16 protein-coding genes are annotated in these 17,797 nt (G+C 58.9%); 12 read left to right on the plus strand and 4 right to left on the minus strand.

Annotated elements, in window-relative coordinates; translation table 11 throughout:
* Positions 1–37 precede the first annotated feature (37 nt).
* The gene (locus BUE92_RS12585; protein ID WP_073524016.1) at positions 38–2,479 is read right to left on the minus strand and encodes a dermonecrotic toxin domain-containing protein; all 2,442 of its coding nucleotides are present in this window, start codon (positions 2,477–2,479) and stop codon (positions 38–40) included.
* A gap of 217 nt (positions 2,480–2,696) precedes the next feature.
* Here BUE92_RS12585 and BUE92_RS12590 point away from each other — a divergent pair, with 217 nt between their 5' ends.
* From BUE92_RS12590 to BUE92_RS12600, 3 genes are all read left to right on the plus strand, one after another.
* A complete protein-coding gene (locus tag BUE92_RS12590; RefSeq protein ID WP_073524018.1) occupies positions 2,697–3,959 on the plus strand; it encodes an ATP-binding protein in 1,263 nt (420 codons plus the stop codon).
* Positions 3,952–4,512 carry a response regulator transcription factor gene (locus tag BUE92_RS12595; protein ID WP_003171731.1) on the plus strand — a complete coding sequence of 187 codons (561 nt, stop codon included), beginning with the start codon at positions 3,952–3,954 and terminating at the stop codon, positions 4,510–4,512. Before BUE92_RS12590 ends, BUE92_RS12595 begins: the two co-directional genes overlap by 8 nt.
* Positions 4,513–4,612: 100 nt before the next feature.
* The gene (locus BUE92_RS12600) at positions 4,613–6,337 is read left to right on the plus strand and encodes an ABC transporter ATP-binding protein/permease (RefSeq protein ID WP_073524019.1); all 1,725 of its coding nucleotides are present in this window, start codon (positions 4,613–4,615) and stop codon (positions 6,335–6,337) included.
* Between the two features lie 193 nt (positions 6,338–6,530).
* Here BUE92_RS12600 and BUE92_RS12605 read toward each other — a convergent pair whose 3' ends face one another.
* The gene (locus BUE92_RS12605; RefSeq protein WP_003171734.1) at positions 6,531–6,968 is read right to left on the minus strand and encodes a YhcB family protein; all 438 of its coding nucleotides are present in this window, start codon (positions 6,966–6,968) and stop codon (positions 6,531–6,533) included.
* Positions 6,969–7,114: 146 nt separating this feature from the next.
* On the opposite strand from BUE92_RS12605, the gene BUE92_RS12610 reads away from it, so the two are divergent.
* The 3 genes from BUE92_RS12610 (at position 7,115) to zapE (ending at position 10,290) form a co-directional block, all read left to right on the plus strand.
* Complete coding sequence (locus tag BUE92_RS12610; RefSeq protein ID WP_046070895.1) at positions 7,115–7,744, plus strand: alpha/beta hydrolase; 630 nt, start codon at positions 7,115–7,117, stop codon at positions 7,742–7,744.
* Positions 7,745–7,760: 16 nt separating this feature from the next.
* Entirely contained in the window at positions 7,761–9,116 is a 1,356-nt protein-coding gene (locus tag BUE92_RS12615; protein WP_073524020.1) for a tryptophan--tRNA ligase, read from the plus strand.
* A gap of 79 nt (positions 9,117–9,195) precedes the next feature.
* Complete coding sequence (zapE, locus tag BUE92_RS12620) at positions 9,196–10,290, plus strand: cell division protein ZapE (protein WP_003188500.1); 1,095 nt, start codon at positions 9,196–9,198, stop codon at positions 10,288–10,290.
* Between the two features lie 138 nt (positions 10,291–10,428).
* Here zapE and BUE92_RS12625 read toward each other — a convergent pair whose 3' ends face one another.
* On the minus strand, positions 10,429–11,349 hold the full coding sequence (locus tag BUE92_RS12625; RefSeq protein ID WP_178380710.1) for a GlxA family transcriptional regulator: 921 nt from the start codon (positions 11,347–11,349) through the stop codon (positions 10,429–10,431).
* 220 nt (positions 11,350–11,569) lie between these two features.
* Here BUE92_RS12625 and BUE92_RS12630 point away from each other — a divergent pair, with 220 nt between their 5' ends.
* On the plus strand, positions 11,570–12,706 hold the full coding sequence (locus tag BUE92_RS12630) for an acyl-CoA dehydrogenase family protein (RefSeq protein ID WP_073524022.1): 1,137 nt from the start codon (positions 11,570–11,572) through the stop codon (positions 12,704–12,706).
* Positions 12,707–12,819: 113 nt separating this feature from the next.
* Here BUE92_RS12630 and BUE92_RS12635 read toward each other — a convergent pair whose 3' ends face one another.
* Positions 12,820–13,860, minus strand: coding sequence for an NADP(H)-dependent aldo-keto reductase (locus tag BUE92_RS12635; RefSeq protein ID WP_073524023.1), 1,041 nt, complete (start codon positions 13,858–13,860; stop codon positions 12,820–12,822).
* A 250-nt stretch (positions 13,861–14,110) separates the two neighbouring features.
* On the opposite strand from BUE92_RS12635, the gene rplM reads away from it, so the two are divergent.
* The 5 genes from rplM to BUE92_RS12660 all read left to right on the plus strand — a co-directional run bounded on the left by rplM (position 14,111) and on the right by BUE92_RS12660 (position 17,796).
* Positions 14,111–14,539 (plus strand): 50S ribosomal protein L13, encoded by a 429-nt coding sequence (gene rplM / locus BUE92_RS12640; protein ID WP_003188508.1) that lies wholly within the window; start codon positions 14,111–14,113, stop codon positions 14,537–14,539.
* A 14-nt stretch (positions 14,540–14,553) separates the two neighbouring features.
* Positions 14,554–14,946, plus strand: coding sequence for a 30S ribosomal protein S9 (gene rpsI / locus BUE92_RS12645; RefSeq protein ID WP_002555064.1), 393 nt, complete (start codon positions 14,554–14,556; stop codon positions 14,944–14,946).
* Between the two features lie 266 nt (positions 14,947–15,212).
* Positions 15,213–15,806 carry a ubiquinol-cytochrome c reductase iron-sulfur subunit gene (gene petA / locus BUE92_RS12650; RefSeq protein WP_003188524.1) on the plus strand — a complete coding sequence of 198 codons (594 nt, stop codon included), beginning with the start codon at positions 15,213–15,215 and terminating at the stop codon, positions 15,804–15,806.
* Positions 15,806–17,017: a cytochrome b gene (locus tag BUE92_RS12655; protein ID WP_003188526.1), complete on the plus strand. Its 1,212-nt coding sequence runs from the start codon at positions 15,806–15,808 to the stop codon at positions 17,015–17,017. Before petA ends, BUE92_RS12655 begins: the two co-directional genes overlap by 1 nt.
* Positions 17,017–17,796: a cytochrome c1 gene (locus BUE92_RS12660; protein WP_073524024.1), complete on the plus strand. Its 780-nt coding sequence runs from the start codon at positions 17,017–17,019 to the stop codon at positions 17,794–17,796. The genes BUE92_RS12655 and BUE92_RS12660 overlap by 1 nt, the downstream gene beginning before the upstream one ends.
* Position 17,797 lies beyond the last annotated feature (1 nt).

Below are 17,797 nucleotides of genomic sequence, written 5' to 3' on the forward strand. Positions count from 1 at the left end.
GCGGCTCAGTGCCGCCATGTTTCTGGCCCTGCTTTTTCTACAAGTTGGTGCTGGGAGTGAAAGTCACGGGTTTATAGCTGAATCGCCACCATTTGAACGGGTTCTGGAAAACCGAATAAGGGTTGGTTTTTTCAGGCTTGAACTCCTTGTCCATAGTGTCATCGTTTGTAACGTTATGGTCCGCCGCCACTGGGTTTTCGCCGCTGTTGTACACCGCTTCTGGCTCGCCCAGGATATGTTCGGCGGAGTACCTGGCCGTGACCTCTCCCGTGTAGCCTTTTACAGGGCGTTCAGTGAGCCGCTGGAACTGCGCGGCGAAGGAGTTCTCGCCCAGCTTTCCGGAGTAGCAGCTCAGAATTCGGATATTGTCGTAGTGAGTCGGGAAGATGCCGTTGCGCTTGAGCGTATCGAGCAGCCCTTGTGGCGTATGTCTTCGGCCTTTGTAATAGACATGCGTGCCATCGCCGTGGGCAATGATGTTAAGGCGATGTTGAGTGCCTCTTTTGTTCATGTCGGCAAAGGTATAAAGGTTGTCTTCGACCTTGTTCAGGTTGTCCTTGGTGCCTGTGAGCGTTATGAGTTCGCCGTCTTCCGAAAGTGTCTCGGTGACGGGCGCCGGCTCCGTTGAAACGGGAGCCTGGGACGTGAAATCGTTGTCGATGTCCAGGTTGATGGGGTTTTTCTCGAACGCTTCATCGCTCGCAGTCGTCTCGACGGGCCGCGCCATGCTGCTCATTGCACCTTCCTCAGTCACCGCGCGGGCTTGGGAAAACGTGCGCGTGGCTACAGGCTGGACCGCATTGAGCACGCCGAAAATCAAGTGCTCGACACCGCCGGGCCTGTCTTTTGCCAAGTCGTCGGCGCCAATCCCGGCTTCGACAATCCCTGAGGCGATAAACAGCGCGTCCATCGCCAGTGCAACTTCAGGAATGGCGATGGCCAGTGGGGCGAACAGTGTAGCGACCATGGCGGCTTTGCTGAGCCCGGACAGGATATTGACCTTGGTGACGTCTAAGTCGGTGGTGATCTGTGCCCTGGCGTCTGCATAAGAACGCAGGCGCTGGCGCTCGCCGATTTGGTGAAAGACATCGGCGTTAGTATCAATGCTGCGTTCGGGGTCAGGTCGCCCGGTGGCGTTGAAGGACTGTATTGCCATGGTCGGCGAAGGGTCCCATTTGTAGCGGTGACCGGGCTTGGGCCAACTGCCCAGGCCCTCCAATGCTTCACGTACACCTGCATGCCATACGCTGCCTTTTAGGTCGTCAAATTTGAAGTGGCCTTCCAGTGCCGTGCGTTTTACAGGATCGGCGGCCTGCTGCGCGAACCACTGCTTCATCTGCTCGACGCTGTCAAAGCCGTGGATGGGCGATGAGTTGCCGGGAATGACCAGTAACGTCCGGTTGATCGGTTTACCGTCTGCACTCCTGCGCGTGGTTTTTTCGGTGATGACCATCAGGTCGGTGGATTCATAACGACCCATTTTCAGCAGTCCCACTTCCAGGCCCTGATCCGGTAGCGTCGGGCGTATAAGGTCAGTGAGCAAGGTGTCGGCCCATGCCTGGGTATTGGAGGGCAGCCCTGCTGCGCGCATCACCAGCTGTTTGTCTGCAAGCGTGAGACTGCCTTCCTGGTGCTGTGAATGTGCCGCCTTGACCAGCGCCGCCTTGGCCACAATGGGGTATTTGCGGTCGTGGCTGTCCCAGAACGTATTGAGGAACTCTGTGTATGGGCGATGGAAATCAGTGTCCCAAATCTGCGCCTTGAACGCTTCCGGCGACACGCTCAGTTGGGTTGAGGCGTCGTAGACCTGAGGTGTGCCCGGCGCGGAGGCCTTATAGATGCCTTGATACGTGTGAGTAATGTGTGCCGATTCCCGCCCGGGATTGATCCGATCGCCGACATCGAGCACGCCCGGCACGACATGAGGCAGATTCGCGACCAGCTTGACCTGCGGGCCGCCGGTGTAATGAGGCACCAGTGCACCTCTTCCTTTGGGTGTTTCCTGGGCATTTTTTACCATTGCTTGCGTCAGGGTAATCTCCTTGACGAGTTTGGCCGGGTACGGCGGCTTGTCCGTGGTGTTGTAGTCGAATGTGGTCAAGTAGGTTTTGTCGGGGTCGATGTCCAGGTTCCATTTGTCCTTGAAGAGCCGCTTGACTATCTGCGCGGCATCCTGTGTTACCGACTTGAAGTCACTGGTCAGTGTTTCGGTATAGGTCGTACTGTCGATATTGATTCCTATATCGACGGGCACGATGGTCTTATCAAGATTGCCCACTGTTTTGCCGGGATCAGGGTTTACGCTGACCCGTTCGTAGCCATCACCGCCGCTGTTGGAGGGGGCTCGCCTGACGTTTTCCACGAGGAACTGATCTTCGGCCGGGCTCTGATCGAGCGCGCGCCGCTGGCGGTTCAGGACCGTACCTGGGGAGTGGGGGGCATAAGAAGGTTGGGAGAGAAGTGCGCTATTCACGTGCATGAGCGGATTCCTGGGAAATGGAGCATGACGGTACCCGGCGGAGTGGGTGCTATTTGCCTGGGTGGTTAGCCGCTCGCCTCAGTTCCTGTAGGCAATGTGCCAAATCGTGTGCACAGGAACGTTCCGGCGCTGTGGCGGTTTGCCGCACAAGCCCTGTCATCCTTGAGTCTTGGTTATACTCCGTGCGATATACCAGCAGCGCTCACCGGGAGAGCTCATGCTCGCCGCCGTAAAACTGACTTCCGCCACCCGCCAGAACCTCTGGCGCCTGACGTTCATTCGCACCCTGGTACTGGCCGCACAGGCCGGTTCCGTAGGGCTTGCCTATTGGTTCGACCTACTGCCGCTGCCGTGGCTGCAACTGGGCGTGACCCTGGCGTTTTCCACCGTGTTGTGCGTGTTCACTGCCATCCGACTGCGCACCACGTGGCCTGTGACCGAGTTGGAATATGCGCTTCAGCTAGCGTGCGACCTGTTTATCCACAGCGTGTTGTTGTACTTCTCCGGTGGTTCTACCAACCCCTTCGTTTCGTATTACCTGGTGCCATTGACCATTGCCGCCGTCACGTTGCCATGGCGCTACTCGGTGGTACTGTCGGGCATCGCCCTGACGCTCTATACCTTATTGCTGGCGCAGTTCTATCCGTTACAAACCTTCCCTATCGCGCGGGAAAACCTGCAGATCTACGGGATGTGGTTGAGTTTTGCCCTGTCCGCCGCTGTCATTACCTTCTTCGCCGCACGCATGGCCGAAGAACTGCGCCGCCAGGAAGAGTTGCGCGCCATTCGCCGTGAAGAGGGCCTGCGCGACCAGCAACTGCTGGCGGTCGCCACCCAGGCCGCCGGTGCCGCCCATGAGTTGGGCACGCCGCTGGCGACCATGAGCGTACTGCTCAAGGAAATGACCCAGGACCATCACGACCCGGCCCTGCAGGATGATTTGAGCGTGCTGCAGGAACAGGTCAAGCAGTGCAAGCTGACCTTGCAGCAACTGGTGCGCGCCGCCGAAGCCAATCGCCGTCTGGCGGTCGAAATGCAAGACGTCACCCAGTGGCTCGATGAGGCGCTGAACCGCTGGCACCTGATGCGTCCCGAAGCCAGTTACCGTTTCAACCTGCTGGGCCAAGGCAGCGTACCGCGCATGGCGCCACCGCCGGACCTGACCCAGGCGCTGCTCAACTTGCTGAACAATGCAGCCGACGCTTGCCCTGAAGGGCTTGGCGTACAGTTGGACTGGGATGCGGAAAACGTCACCATCAGCATTCGTGACCACGGCGCGGGCGTGCCGCTGGCCATTGCCGAACAGATCGGCAAACCCTTCTTTACCACCAAGGGCAAAGGCTTCGGCCTGGGCCTGTTTTTGAGCAAGGCCAGCGTGACCCGCGCGGGCGGCTCAGTGAAGCTCTATAGTCATGAGGAAGGTGGCACGCTCACCGAGCTGCGCCTGCCCCGTGTCGCACGAGGAGATATCGATGAGTGACGAGATCCAAGTCGAAGGCGAAGAACTGCCGCACCTGTTGCTGGTAGATGACGACGCGACCTTTACCCGCGTGATGGCCCGCGCCATGAGCCGGCGCGGTTTTCGCGTCAGCACCGCGGGTTCTGCCGAAGAGGGCCTGACCATCGCCCAGGCCGACCTGCCGGACTACGCCGCCCTCGACCTTAAAATGGACGGCGACTCGGGCCTGGTGCTGCTGCCCAAGCTGCTGGAACTCGACCCGGAAATGCGCGTGGTGATCCTCACCGGTTACTCCAGCATCGCCACCGCCGTCGAGGCGATCAAGCGCGGCGCCTGCAATTACCTGTGCAAACCAGCCGATGCCGACGACGTGCTGGCCGCCTTGCTGTCCGAGCATGCCGACCTCGACACCCTGGTGCCGGAAAACCCGATGTCGGTGGACCGCTTGCAGTGGGAACACATCCAGCGTGTGTTGACCGAACACGAAGGCAATATCTCCGCCACCGCCCGCGCCCTGGGCATGCACCGCCGCACGCTGCAACGCAAGTTGCAGAAGCGCCCGGTACGACGCTGAACGGCGACTGAACAACCCGCTTCAGGCTGCACGGACGCACGAACCGATCCCCTATGATCGGTTCAAACGCCTGTCATTTTTTTCCTACCGAGCCTGAACGATGAATCAGAACGCTGAATACCGCGCGGTCAACGATGCGGTGCGTGGGCAATTCTTCCGCCGAACCTGGGCGATGATCACACCCTATTGGCGCAGTGAAGAGAAGGGCAGGGCCTGGCTGCTGCTGGCCGCAGTGATTGGCCTGTCGCTGTTCAGTGTGGCGATTTCCGTGTGGCTCAACCATTGGTACAAGGATTTCTACAACGCCCTGGAGAAGAAGGACACCGCAGCCTTCTGGCAACTGATCGGTTATTTCGGCGGGATCGCGGCGGTGGCGATACTCGGTGCGGTGTACCGCCTTTACCTGACCCAGATGCTGACGATCCGCTGGCGCGCCTGGCTCACCGAAAAGCACTTCAGCCGCTGGTTGGCCCACAAGAATTACTACCAGCTGGAGCAGGGCGGCTATACCGATAACCCGGACCAGCGGATTTCCGAAGACCTCAACAACTTCACGTCCGGCACCTTGAGCCTGGGCCTTGGGTTGCTGCGTAATGTGGTCAGCCTGGTGTCATTTTCGATCATCTTGTGGGGCGTATCGGGCAGCATCGAAGTGTTCGGCATCACCATCCCCGGCTACATGTTCTGGTGTGCGTTGCTGTACGCCGCCGTGGGCAGTTGGCTGACGCACTTGATCGGCCGGCGCTTGATTGGCCTGAGCAACCAACAACAACGCTTCGAAGCGGACCTGCGTTTTTCCATGGTACGGGTGCGTGAGAATGCCGAAAGTATCGCCCTGTACAACGGTGAGCCCAATGAAAGACAGCGCCTGAGCACGCGCTTCGGCAAGGTCTGGCATAACTTCTGGGACATCATGAAAGTGTCCAAGCGCTTGACCTTTTTCACCGCAGGCTACAGCCAGATCGCGATCATCTTCCCCTTTATCGTCGCCGCGCCGCGCTACTTCACCGGCAAGATCGAGCTGGGCGAGCTGATGCAAATCAACTCGGCGTTCGGCAACGTGCAAGATAACTTCAGCTGGTTTATCAACGCCTACTCGGAACTGGCGACATGGCGCGCCACCAGCGACCGTCTGCTGAGTTTCCAGCAGGCCATGAGCGACAACGAACAACGCACGCCGGCGATCGACGTGCGCCCTGAAGGCGAGCGCCTGGTGATCAAAGACCTGGGCATGGATCTGGCCGACGGCCGCCATTTGCTCACCGACGCCGACATGACCGTGGAGCCTGGCCAGCGCGTCATGCTCAGCGGGCGTTCCGGCAGCGGCAAGAGCACTTTGCTGCGGGCAATGGGGCATCTGTGGCCCGCCGGTCATGGCAGCATTCGTTTGCCGGCGACGCGCTACCTGTTCCTGCCGCAAAAGCCTTATTTGCCGATTGGTACGCTCAAGGCCGTGTTGAGTTATCCACAGGACGACAGCGCCTACCCGACAGAACGTTATGCACAGGTCCTGGAGACTTGCCGCCTGCCGCACCTGGTCAATCGCCTGGATGAAGCCAACCACTGGCAGCGCATGCTCTCGCCTGGCGAGCAACAGCGCCTGGCCTTTGCCCGTGCGTTGTTGTTTGCACCGCGATGGCTGTACATGGATGAGGCGACCTCGGCCATGGATGAAGAAGACGAGGCAACCTTGTACCAGGCGTTGATCGATCAATTGCCGGGGTTGAGCATCGTCAGCGTCGGCCATCGCAGCAGCCTCAAGCGTTTCCATGGGCGGCATGTGCGCATCGACGGTGGGCGGTTGCAGGAACAGCCTGTGTCTTAAGGCTCAAACGCGGTCAAAAATGTGGGAGCGGGCTTGCTCGCGAATATGGAGTGTCAGTCACTGACATTTTGATTGATACACCGCATTCGCGAGCAAGCCCGCTCCCACATTGGGTCTGCGTTGTCTTGGAGAATGAGAAAAAAAGCCCGGCTGATCATCGATCAGCCGGGCTTTTTTATTGCTCGAAGATGACTTACTTCTTCAAGCCGTAATGCTCATCCAGCATGCCTGGAGCGTTCGGCGTCTTTGGCGCGTAGTCCCGTGGTGGCTCCTGGTTTTCCCGAGGCGGGGTCAGGCGTTCCCGTGGGGTTTGCGGTGCATCGGAATGCAGCGCTGCCAGCAGGCGCTGGCGGGTGATGTCGTCGAGGGCCAGGCGGTTAGCGCCATCGGCGAGGTGATCCTGTACTTCCTGGTAGCTCTGGGTGAGCTTCTTGACCAGGGTCGCGGTGCTGTTGAAGTGGGTAACAACCTCGTTCTGATAACTGTCAAAACGTTCCTGAATGTCATCCAGCTGACGCTGCGTGCGGTTAGGCGCGGCATTCGGCAGCAGGCGGGCAACCAGGAAACCAATGGCGACACCGGCAACCAGGGCAAGAGTCGGCAACAACCAAACTAAGAGCGAGTGTTCCACGAGTCCTTCCTCTATAAACGGCTTTGCTTTACGTTAACGGCTCAAACCTGCGCTGTATACCGCGATTAAGCTCGCAATGATGCCATGCACAGACTTTTAGCTAGACGAGTCGACCCCTTGAGAGGTCACGGAGTTCATCCTTGCTCATGCGTGAAACCCCCGTTTTGATCGATGGCCCGGTGGGCCAATTGGAAGCCTTGTACCTGGATCACCCCGAACCACGTGGCCTGGCGCTGGTTTGCCACCCTAACCCGGTGCAGGGTGGGACCATGCTCAATAAAGTCGTCTCGACCCTGCAACGCACTGCCCGCGATGCGGGTTTGATTACTTTGCGTTTCAATTACCGTGGCGTCGGTGCCAGTGCCGGAACCCACGATATGGCCGCCGGTGAAGTCGACGATGCTGAAGCGGCCGCCACCTGGCTGCGGGAAAAACACCCGGACCTGCCGATCACTTTGCTGGGTTTTTCCTTCGGCGGTTACGTGGCTGCCAGTCTCGGCGGGCGTTTGGAAGCCAAGGGCGAGAAGCTCGCGCACCTGTTCATGGTCGCTGCGGCGGTCATGCGCCTGGGCGAGTCGGACGTGCTGCCCCAAGGCTGCCCGTTGACTCTGATCCAGCCGGAAAGCGATGAAGTGGTCGACCCGCAAGTGGTCTACGCCTGGTCCGCCGCCCTGAAACGCCCCCATGAGTTGCTGAAAGTGGCAGAATGCGGACACTTTTTTCACGGCAAGCTGACCGATCTCAAGGATCTGGTGCTGCCACGCCTTTCGAATTGATGACAAGCGATCCCCCATGACGACCCGTACCCGTATTCTCACCGGCATCACCACCACCGGCACGCCGCACCTGGGCAACTACGCCGGTGCGATTCGCCCGGCGATCCTCGCCAGCGAAGACGCGAATGCCGATTCCTTCTACTTCCTGGCCGACTACCACGCCCTGATCAAATGCGATGACCCGCAGCGCATCCAGCGCTCGCGTATGGAAATCGCCGCGACCTGGCTGGCCGGTGGCCTGGATGTGAACCGGGTGACCTTCTACCGCCAGTCGGACATCCCGCAAATCCCCGAGCTGACCTGGCTGCTGACCTGCGTTGCCGCCAAGGGCCTGCTCAACCGCGCCCATGCCTACAAGGCCTCGGTGGACAAGAACGTGGAAAACGGTGAAGACCCGGATGCGGGCATCAGCATGGGCCTGTACAGCTACCCGGTGCTGATGGCAGCGGACATCCTGATGTTCAACGCGCACAAGGTGCCGGTGGGCCGCGACCAGATCCAGCACGTGGAAATGGCCCGCGACATCGGCCAGCGCTTCAACCACCTGTTCGGCAACGGTAAAGAATTCTTCACCATGCCCGAGGCGTTGATCGAAGAAAGCGTGGCCACCTTGCCGGGCCTGGATGGCCGCAAGATGTCCAAGAGCTACGACAACACCATCCCGTTGTTCACCAGCGCCAAGGACATGAAGGATGCGATCTCGCGGATCGTCACCGACTCGCGTGCGCCAGGCGAGGCCAAGGACCCGGACAATTCGCATTTGTTCACCCTGTACCAGGCGTTCGCGACCAAGGCCCAGGAAACCCAATTCCGTGGCGAGCTGCTAGAAGGCCTGGGCTGGGGCGAGGCGAAGAACCGTCTGTTCCAACTGCTCGACGGCCAGCTTGGCGAAGCACGCGAGCGTTACCATCAACTGATGTCGCGCCCCTCGGACATGGAAGACCTGCTGCAGGTGGGTGCCAAGAAGGCCCGCGCTGTGGCGGCACCGTTCCTGGCCGAATTGCGTGAAGCGGTGGGCCTGCGTTCGTTCGTCAACCAGGCTGCGGCGCCGGTCGCCACCAAGAAAAAAGCGGCGAAGGCTGCGCGGTTTGTGAGCTTCCGTGAAGACGATGGCAGCTTCCGCTTCCGCCTGTTGGCCGCTGATGGCGAGCAACTGCTGCTGTCGCGCAACTTTGCCGATGGCAAAGCGGCCGGCGCGGTGACCAAGCAACTGCAAAGTGGTGATGCGCTGGACGTGCGTACCGAAGCTCAGGGCTTCAGCGTATGGCTGGACGGCGCCGCAGTAGCTGACAGTGCCGAGTATGCCGATGAGGCATCGCGTGACGCGGCCATCGAAGCCTTGCGCGCTGCGTTAGCCCCAATCGAGGATTAACCCGACCAAGGGTTGATTGCCATTATCCGGGGCCGTCGTTACAGTGTCGGCCCGTTTTTGTTGCCTTGCTAACGAAATTATGACGCCCCTAGAACGATATCAAGCTGATCTGAAACGCCCCGAGTTCTTCCACGACGCGGCCCAGGAAAATGCCGTGCGTCATTTGCAGCGCCTGTACGAGGACCTCGTGGCCGCGTCGCAAAGCAAGCCAGGGATGTTCAGCAAGCTGTTTGGCAAGAAAGACCACACGCCGGTCAAGGGCCTGTATTTCTGGGGCGGCGTGGGCCGTGGCAAGACTTATTTGGTAGACACCTTCTTTGAAGCGCTGCCGTTCAAGGAAAAGGTACGTACGCACTTCCACCGCTTCATGAAGCGCGTGCACGAAGAGATGAAGACCCTGCCGGGCGAGAAAAACCCGCTGACCATCATCGCCAAGCGTTTCTCCCAAGAGGCCCGGGTGATCTGCTTCGATGAATTCTTCGTCTCCGACATCACCGACGCCATGATCCTTGGCACGCTGATGGAAGAACTGTTCAAGAACGGTGTGACCCTGGTGGCCACCTCGAACATCGTGCCCGATGGCCTGTACAAGGACGGCCTGCAACGTGCGCGCTTCCTGCCGGCCATTGCGCTGATCAAGCAGAACACCGATATCGTCAACGTCGACAGCGGCGTCGACTACCGCTTGCGTCACCTGGAGCAAGCCGAGCTGTTCCACTTCCCGCTCAACGAAGCAGCGCACGAAAGCCTGAAGAAAAGCTTCCGTGCCCTGACGCCGGAATGCACCCAGGCGGTGGAAAACGACAAGCTGATGATCGAGAACCGCGAAATCATCGCGCTGCGCACCTGCGATGACGTGGCCTGGTTCGAGTTCCGCCAACTGTGCGATGGGCCGCGCAGCCAGAACGATTACATCGAGCTGGGCAAGATCTTCCACGCCGTGATCTTGAGTGGTGTGGAGCAGATGGGCGTGACCACCGACGATATCGCCCGACGGTTCATCAACATGGTCGATGAGTTCTACGACCGTAACGTCAAGCTGATCATCTCGGCGGAAGTCGAACTCAAGGACCTCTATACCGGCGGCCGCTTGAACTTTGAATTCCAGCGCACCCTTAGCCGCCTGTTGGAAATGCAGTCCCACGAGTTCCTGTCGCGCGGCCACAAGCCTTAAGCAATCTCCAGCTTAATGGAAATCTAATGTGGGAGCCGGGCTTGCCCGCGATGGCGGTGTATCAGTCAACTCTATGCTGGCTGATACACCGTCATCGCAGGCAAGCCAGCTCCCACAATGGTTTGTGTTGGCCTGAGGTCAGGCGGCTTGCTGGAACTGCTGCCGATACTGGTTCGGCGACAACTCCGTGTGCTGCCTGAACAACCGCGCAAAGAAACTCGCATCGTCGTAACCCACCTCGTAGCTGATGGTCTTGATGCTTTTGCGGCTGCCCGAAAGCAGGCCCTTGGCGGTCTCGATGCGCAGGCGTTGCAGGTAATGCAGCGGCTTGTCACCGGTCGCGGTCTGGAAGCGGCGCATGAAGTTGCGGATGCTCATGCCGTGTTCCCGGGCGACGTCTTCAAAGCGGAATTTGTCGGCAAAGTGCTCTTCAAGCCAATGCTGGATCTGCAGGATGATCACGTCCTGATGCAGCTTCTGCCCGCCAAACCCGATCCGCCCCGGTGAATAGTTGCGCTGCACCTCATAGAGAATGTCGCGGGCCACCGCCTGGGCGATGTTGGCGCCGCAGAAGCGTTCGATCAGGTAGATATAAAGGTCGCAGGCCGAGGTGGTGCCGCCGGCGCAATACAGGTTATCGGCATCCGTGAGGTGCTTGTCCTGGTTGAGCTGCACCTTGGGGAAGCGCTCGCTGAAGGCATTGAAGAAGCGCCAGTAGGTGGTCGCCTCCTTGCCATCGAGCAGCCCGGCTTCGGCCAGCCAGAACACCCCGGTGGCTTCGCCGCACAGCACGGCGCCGCGGGCATGTTGTTCGCGCAGCCATGGCAGCACTTGCGGGTAGCGGCTGCACAGAGCTTCGAAGTCGTCCCAGAAAGCCGGCAACACGATGATGTCGGCCTCTTCGAGGCCGCCGTCCACCGGCATGATCACATCGCTGAAACTGCGCACGGACTGGCCGTCGGGGCTGACCAGGCGCGTTTCGAACCCTGGGGTCAGGCCCAGGCCTTGCTGTTTGCCATAGCGCAGGCTGGCGAGATGGAAGAAATCCTTGGCTTGCATGAGGGTTGAAGCGAATACCCGATCAATGGCCAAAATGCTGACGCGCCGCAACGGCGTGGAGATTTGGTTAGACATAATTTCATTTATTCTTATAGGGGAAAGTGGTCACCAGACGGCTGGATCGTCTTATTTTTTGTCGCATGTGTCCAGTGTCCCGTGACGCCTTCGGAGCATAGGCTCTGTGGGCTCGTCCTTGTCCGACAATCCACGCAGGTGACCCATGATCCCCAGAACCTTGTTCAGCTCGGAGCACGAACTCTTCCGTGAGAGCGTGCGCACCTTCCTCGAAAAGCACGCCGTGCCCTTCCATGGGCAATGGGAAAAGCAGGGCTATATCGACCGTAACCTGTGGAACCAGGCGGGGGAGGCGGGCATGTTGTGTTCCCATCTGCCAGAGGAATATGGCGGGCTGGGCGCGGATTTTCTCTACAGCGCGGTGGTGATCGAAGAAGTCAGCCGCCTGGGTTTGACCGGCATCGGCTTTTCCCTGCACTCGGATATCGTCGCGCCGTACATCCTGCATTACGGCAGTGAAGCACTGAAGCACAAGTACCTGCCCAAGTTGATCTCCGGGGAGATGGTCACGGCCATTGCCATGACCGAGCCGGGCGCTGGTTCTGACCTGCAAGGGGTCAAGACCACCGCCGTGCTGGACGGCGATGAGTATGTGATCAACGGCTCCAAGACCTTTATCACCAACGGCTACCTGGCCGATCTGGTGATTGTCGTTGCCAAGACCGACCCCAAGGCCGGCGCCAAGGGCACCAGTCTGTTCCTGGTGAAAGCCGACACGCCGGGCTTCGACAAGGGCAAGCGCCTGGAGAAAGTCGGCATGAAGGCCCAGGACACCTCGGAGCTGTTCTTCCAGGATGTGCGCGTGCCCAAGGAAAACCTGCTGGGCCAGGCCGGCATGGGCTTTGCCTACCTGATGCAGGAACTGCCACAAGAGCGCCTGACCGTGGCGATTGGTGCGCTGTCTTCAGCCGAAGCGGCGTTGCAGTGGACCCTTGAGTACACGCGAGAGCGCAAGGCGTTCGGCAAGGCGATTGCCGATTTCCAGAACACCCGGTTCAAGCTGGCGGAGATGGCTACCGAGATTCAGATTGGTCGCGTATTTGTCGATCAGTGCATGGCGTTGCATCTGGAAGGCAAGCTGGACGTGCCCACGGCGGCGATGGCCAAATACTGGGCCACCGACCTGCAATGCAAGGTGCTCGATGAGTGCGTGCAGTTGCACGGCGGCTACGGCTTCATGTGGGAATACCCGATTGCCCGGGCCTGGGCGGATGCGCGGGTGCAGCGCATTTATGCGGGGACCAATGAAATCATGAAGGAGATCATTGCGCGGGCGCTTTGATGTTCTGGTGTTGTTGATGGCCTCATCGCAGGCAAGCCAGCTCCCACATTCCGATTTGTGAATACATTCAAATGTGGGAGCTGGCTTGCCTGCGATAGCGGGCTAAGGATCAATCAAGGTGCTGGATTCGGATGATCCTTCTGAATCGCCTCAATCCCTTCCAGGACTTCTTTGGACAATTTCAACTCGGCACTGGCGATATTGCTATCCAACTGCTCAAGTGAGGTGGCCCCAATAATATTGCTGGTCACAAACGGCTGCTGTGTCACAAACGCCAGCGCCATCTGCGCCGGGTCCAGGCCATGCTCGCGCGCCAACGCCACATACCGGCTGCACGCCGCTTCCGATTGCGGGTTGAAGTAGCGGCTGAAACGGCTGTACTCGGTCAGGCGCGCCTTGGCTGGGCGTGCGCCATTTTCGTACTTGCCACTGAGCATGCCGAACGCCAGGGGCGAATAAGCCAGCAAGCCGCACTGCTCACGAATGGCAACCTCCGCCAGGCCCACTTCAAAGCTGCGGTTGAGCAGGTTGTAGGGGTTCTGGATCGACACTGCGCGTGGCCAGCCACGCGCTTCGGCCAGGGCGAGGAATTTCATGGTGCCCCACGGCGTTTCGTTGGACAGGCCAATGTGGCGGATCTTGCCGGCCTTCACCTGTTCATCCAGGGCTTCGAGCGTTTCCTCCAGTGGGGTGAGGTCGTCTTCGTCCTTGTGCTTGTAGCTCAACTGGCCGAAGAAGTTGGTGCTGCGCTCTGGCCAATGCAGTTGGTAGAGGTCGATCCAGTCGGTCTGCAGGCGCTTGAGGCTGGCGTCGAGGGCTGCGCCGATGTGCTTGCGGTTGTGGCGCAGGTGGCCATCGCGGATATAGTCGATGGTGTTGCCGGGGCCGGCGATCTTGCTGGCGAGGATCCAGTCGGCGCGGTCGCCACGGCTTTTGAAGTAGTTGCCGATGTAGCGCTCGGTGGTGGCGTAGGTGTCGGCCTTGGGTGGCACCGGGTACATTTCCGCAGTGTCGAGGAAGTTGATGCCTGCGGCCTTGGCCCGTTCGATCTGCGCGAAGGCCTCTGCCTCGCTGTTCTGCTCGCCCCAGGTCATGGTGCCCAACGCGATCGCGCTGACGTTCAGATCGGTGCGGCCCAGCTGTCGGTAATCCATCGGGTACTCCTTCGGGGGAAAACAATCATAAAAGCAGGTTGAATTTTTTTTCGCAATCTGCATAATTGCCCACCTCTTTCTGCAGTGGAAGTGATGCGCCGCCTGCCGAAGAATCTTGCCGTTGAACGGACGCGCCGACCCGAGCCCCCGATAGCGTCTGTATCCGGCTGCCTTTGACCTTGTCAAAGTACGCACTATTCAGTAAGATCCGCCGTCTAAATTTACAGGCGGCCCCTGAGGCTATTAAAGAATGACAACTTTTACTGCAAAACCGGAAACAGTTCAGCGCGACTGGTTTGTCGTCGACGCCGCTGGTCAGACCCTGGGTCGTCTGGCCACTGAAGTCGCCAGCCGTCTGCGTGGCAAGCACAAGCCTGAGTACACCCCGCACGTTGATACCGGCGACTACATCGTCATCATCAACGCTGAGCAGGTTCGTGTAACCGGCAACAAAGCAAGCGACAAAATGTACTACCGTCACTCCGGTTTCCCAGGCGGTATCAAGTCTTCCAACTTCGAAGGCCTGATTGCCAAGAAGCCTGAAGCCCCGATCGAAATCGCGGTCAAAGGCATGCTGCCTAAGGGCCCACTGGGTCGCGATATGTTTCGCAAGCTGAAAGTCTATGCGGGCGCTGTACACCCTCATGCTGCTCAGCAGCCCCAAGAACTGAAGTTTTAACGGAATAGTTCATTATGTCGGCGACTCAAAATTACGGCACTGGCCGTCGCAAAACCGCAACCGCACGCGTTTTCCTGCGTCCGGGCACTGGTAACATCTCGATCAACAACCGCTCCCTGGACAACTTCTTCGGTCGCGAAACTGCCCGCATGGTAGTTCGTCAGCCGCTGGAATTGACCGAGACCGTTGAAAAGTTCGACATCTACGTCACCGTTATCGGTGGCGGTGTAAGTGGTCAAGCTGGCGCAATCCGCCACGGTATCACTCGCGCTCTGATGCAGTACGACGAAACCCTGCGTGGCGCTCTGCGCAAAGCTGGCTTCGTGACTCGCGATGCTCGTGAAGTTGAACGTAAGAAAGTCGGTCTGCGTAAAGCGCGTAAGCGTCCGCAGTACTCGAAGCGTTAATTCGCTTTACGTTCCTCAAAAACGCCCAGCCTCCTCACGGAGCTGGGCGTTTTTTATTGCCTGTGATTTATGCACATTTTTCGCCGTGACAACTTGCCACATCCGTAGACCCCCTATACTACAAGGCCTGGAGGCGGAGCCCCGGGCAATTCCCTTGTCATACGTGGGGCTTTTCATTACCATCCGTCAAAATTTTTATAAGTAAAGATTCAACACTTAGTAGACGCCTGATTTAACAGGCCAAAAAGCTGATGGGAGAGGACTGAATGAGCAATGACGGCGTGAATGCAGGCCGGCGTCGCTTCTTGGTAGCAGCCACATCCGTGGTGGGTGCTGCAGGAGCGGTGGGGGCTGCGGTCCCGTTCGTGGGGTCATGGTTTCCCAGTGCCAAGGCGAAAGCCGCAGGTGCACCGGTGAAGGTGAATGTCAGCAAGATCGAGCCAGGCCAGCAGATGATTGCTGAGTGGCGCGGCCAGCCGGTTTTCATTGTTCGTCGGACCGAGGAAATCCTGGGGAATCTGAAGAAGATCGAAGGCCAGCTGTCTGACCCGACATCCGAAAAGTCCGACCAGCCCGCCTACGCCAAGAACGAAGCGCGTTCGATCAAGCCAGAGATTCTGCTGCTGGTTGGTCTTTGTACCCATCTGGGTTGCTCACCTACCTTCCGCCCGGAAGTGGCGCCTGTCGATTTGGGCAAAGACTGGGTCGGCGGTTATTTCTGCCCGTGCCACGGTTCCCACTATGACCTCGCGGGCCGTGTCTACAAATCCCAGCCCGCGCCCCTGAACCTGCCGGTTCCTCCTCACAATTACGAATCTGACGACATCATTGTCATTGGCCTCGACAAGGAGAACGCGTGATGAGCAAGTTCATGGATTGGGTGGATGCGCGCTTCCCCGCCACTAAAATGTGGGAAGACCATCTCAGCAAATATTACGCGCCGAAAAACTTCAACTTCTTCTACTTCTTCGGCTCCCTGGCCCTGTTGGTACTGGTCAACCAGATCGTCACTGGCGTGTGGTTGACGATGAGCTACACGCCGTCGGCGGAAGAGGCGTTTGCCTCTGTCGAATACATCATGCGTGACGTCGAGTACGGCTCGATCCTGCGCCTGCTGCACTCCACCGGTGCGTCGGCGTTCTTTATCGTCGTCTACCTGCACATGTTCCGCGGCCTGCTCTACGGCTCGTACCAGAAGCCCCGTGAGCTGGTGTGGGTCTTCGGCATGTTGATCTATCTGGCGCTGATGGCCGAAGCCTTCATGGGTTACCTGCTGCCTTGGGGCCAGATGTCGTACTGGGGGGCCCAGGTGATCATCTCGCTGTTCGGCGCGATCCCTGTGATCGGCAATGACCTGACCCAGTGGATTCGTGGTGACTACCTGATCTCCGGCATCACCCTGAACCGCTTCTTCGCCTTGCACGTGGTGGCCTTGCCGATCGTGATCCTGGGCCTGGTGGTCTTGCATATCCTGGCGCTGCACGAAGTGGGTTCCAACAACCCGGATGGCGTGGACATCAAGAAGCACAAGGACGAGAACGGCATCCCGCTGGATGGCATTCCGTTCCACCCGTACTACACCGTGAAAGACATTGTCGGCGTGGTCGTGTTCCTGTTTGTGTTCTGCTCGATCGTGTTCTTTTTCCCGGAGATGGGCGGTTATTTCCTGGAGAAGCCTAACTTCGAACAGGCCAACGCCTTCAAGACACCCGAGCACATTGCCCCGGTCTGGTACTTCACGCCGTTCTACGCGATCTTGCGCGCGATCCCCGACAAACTCATGGGCGTGATCGCCATGGGCGCGGCCATCGCGGTGCTGTTCGTGCTGCCGTGGCTCGACCGTAGCCCGGTCAAGTCGATGCGCTACAAAGGCTGGCTGAGCAAAATCTGGCTGTGGGTGTTCTGCATTTCGTTCGTGATCCTGGGTGTGTTGGGTGTATTGGCGCCCACTCCTGAGCGTACGTTGCTGTCGCAGGTCTGCACCTTCCTGTACTTCGCCTACTTTATTCTGATGCCGTTCTATACCCGGCTCGAGAAGACCAAACCGGTTCCGGAAAGGGTGACTGGCTGATGAAAAAATTACTCGTTGCATTCGTGCTTGCGGCGCTGCCGCTACTGTCCTTCGCCGCCGAGAATGGCGCGGCACTGGAAAAAGTCGATATCGATGTGTCTGACAAAGCCGCCATGCAGGATGGGCTGCGTACATTCACCAACTACTGCATGGGTTGCCACAGCGCCAAGTTCCAACGGTACGAGCGCGTTGCCGATGACCTGGGAATCCCCCATGAAGTGATGCTCAGCCACGCGGTGTTCACGGGCGCCAAGATCGGCGACCACATGAACATCGGCATGCAACCGGCCGATGCCAAGACCTGGTTTGGCGCCGCGCCGCCCGACCTCACCCTGGTGGCTCGTGTACGCGGTACCGACTGGCTCTACGGTTACCTCAAATCCTTCTACGAAGACCCTGCACGCCCCTATGGCGTGAACAACAAAGTCTTCCCGAACGTCGGCATGCCGAACGTTCTGGTCGGCCTGCAGGGGCGCCAGGTGGTAGGATGCAAACAGGTTCAGGTCGTTGAAGACGGCAAGAAGCAATATGATCCGTTGACCGGCACGCCGCTGACCCATGAAGCGTGCGATCAACTGACCATCGTGCCCAAGACCGGTACGCTGAACGAAGAGCAGTTCGACGAGAAGGTCAAGAACCTGGTGACCTTCCTGGCCTACTCGGCCAACCCGGTCAAACTGCAGCATCAGCGCATCGGTACCTACGTCTTGCTGTACCTGGCTTTCTTCTTCGTATTCGCTTATTTGCTCAAGCGCGAATACTGGAAGGATGTGCATTGAT

Origin of the sequence: Pseudomonas fluorescens (assembly GCF_001902145.1) — a bacterium.
Classification (GTDB): domain Bacteria; phylum Pseudomonadota; class Gammaproteobacteria; order Pseudomonadales; family Pseudomonadaceae; genus Aquipseudomonas; species Aquipseudomonas fluorescens_BV.

Excerpts from the sequence above, each read along its gene's own strand:
- BUE92_RS12585 (WP_073524016.1), bottom strand. The coding sequence starts at position 2,479 with ATGCACGTGAATAGCGCACTTCTCTCCCAACCTTCTTATGCCCCCCAC.
- BUE92_RS12590 (WP_073524018.1), top strand. The coding sequence starts at position 2,697 with ATGCTCGCCGCCGTAAAACTGACTTCCGCCACCCGCCAGAACCTCTGG.
- BUE92_RS12595 (WP_003171731.1), top strand. The coding sequence starts at position 3,952 with ATGAGTGACGAGATCCAAGTCGAAGGCGAAGAACTGCCGCACCTGTTG.
- BUE92_RS12600 (WP_073524019.1), top strand. The coding sequence starts at position 4,613 with ATGAATCAGAACGCTGAATACCGCGCGGTCAACGATGCGGTGCGTGGG.
- BUE92_RS12610 (WP_046070895.1), top strand. The coding sequence starts at position 7,115 with ATGCGTGAAACCCCCGTTTTGATCGATGGCCCGGTGGGCCAATTGGAA.
- BUE92_RS12615 (WP_073524020.1), top strand. The coding sequence starts at position 7,761 with ATGACGACCCGTACCCGTATTCTCACCGGCATCACCACCACCGGCACG.
- zapE (WP_003188500.1), top strand. The coding sequence starts at position 9,196 with ATGACGCCCCTAGAACGATATCAAGCTGATCTGAAACGCCCCGAGTTC.
- BUE92_RS12625 (WP_178380710.1), bottom strand. The coding sequence starts at position 11,349 with ATGCAAGCCAAGGATTTCTTCCATCTCGCCAGCCTGCGCTATGGCAAA.
- BUE92_RS12630 (WP_073524022.1), top strand. The coding sequence starts at position 11,570 with ATGATCCCCAGAACCTTGTTCAGCTCGGAGCACGAACTCTTCCGTGAG.
- BUE92_RS12635 (WP_073524023.1), bottom strand. The coding sequence starts at position 13,860 with ATGGATTACCGACAGCTGGGCCGCACCGATCTGAACGTCAGCGCGATC.
- rplM (WP_003188508.1), top strand. The coding sequence starts at position 14,111 with ATGACAACTTTTACTGCAAAACCGGAAACAGTTCAGCGCGACTGGTTT.
- rpsI (WP_002555064.1), top strand. The coding sequence starts at position 14,554 with ATGTCGGCGACTCAAAATTACGGCACTGGCCGTCGCAAAACCGCAACC.
- petA (WP_003188524.1), top strand. The coding sequence starts at position 15,213 with ATGAGCAATGACGGCGTGAATGCAGGCCGGCGTCGCTTCTTGGTAGCA.
- BUE92_RS12655 (WP_003188526.1), top strand. The coding sequence starts at position 15,806 with ATGAGCAAGTTCATGGATTGGGTGGATGCGCGCTTCCCCGCCACTAAA.
- BUE92_RS12660 (WP_073524024.1), top strand. The coding sequence starts at position 17,017 with ATGAAAAAATTACTCGTTGCATTCGTGCTTGCGGCGCTGCCGCTACTG.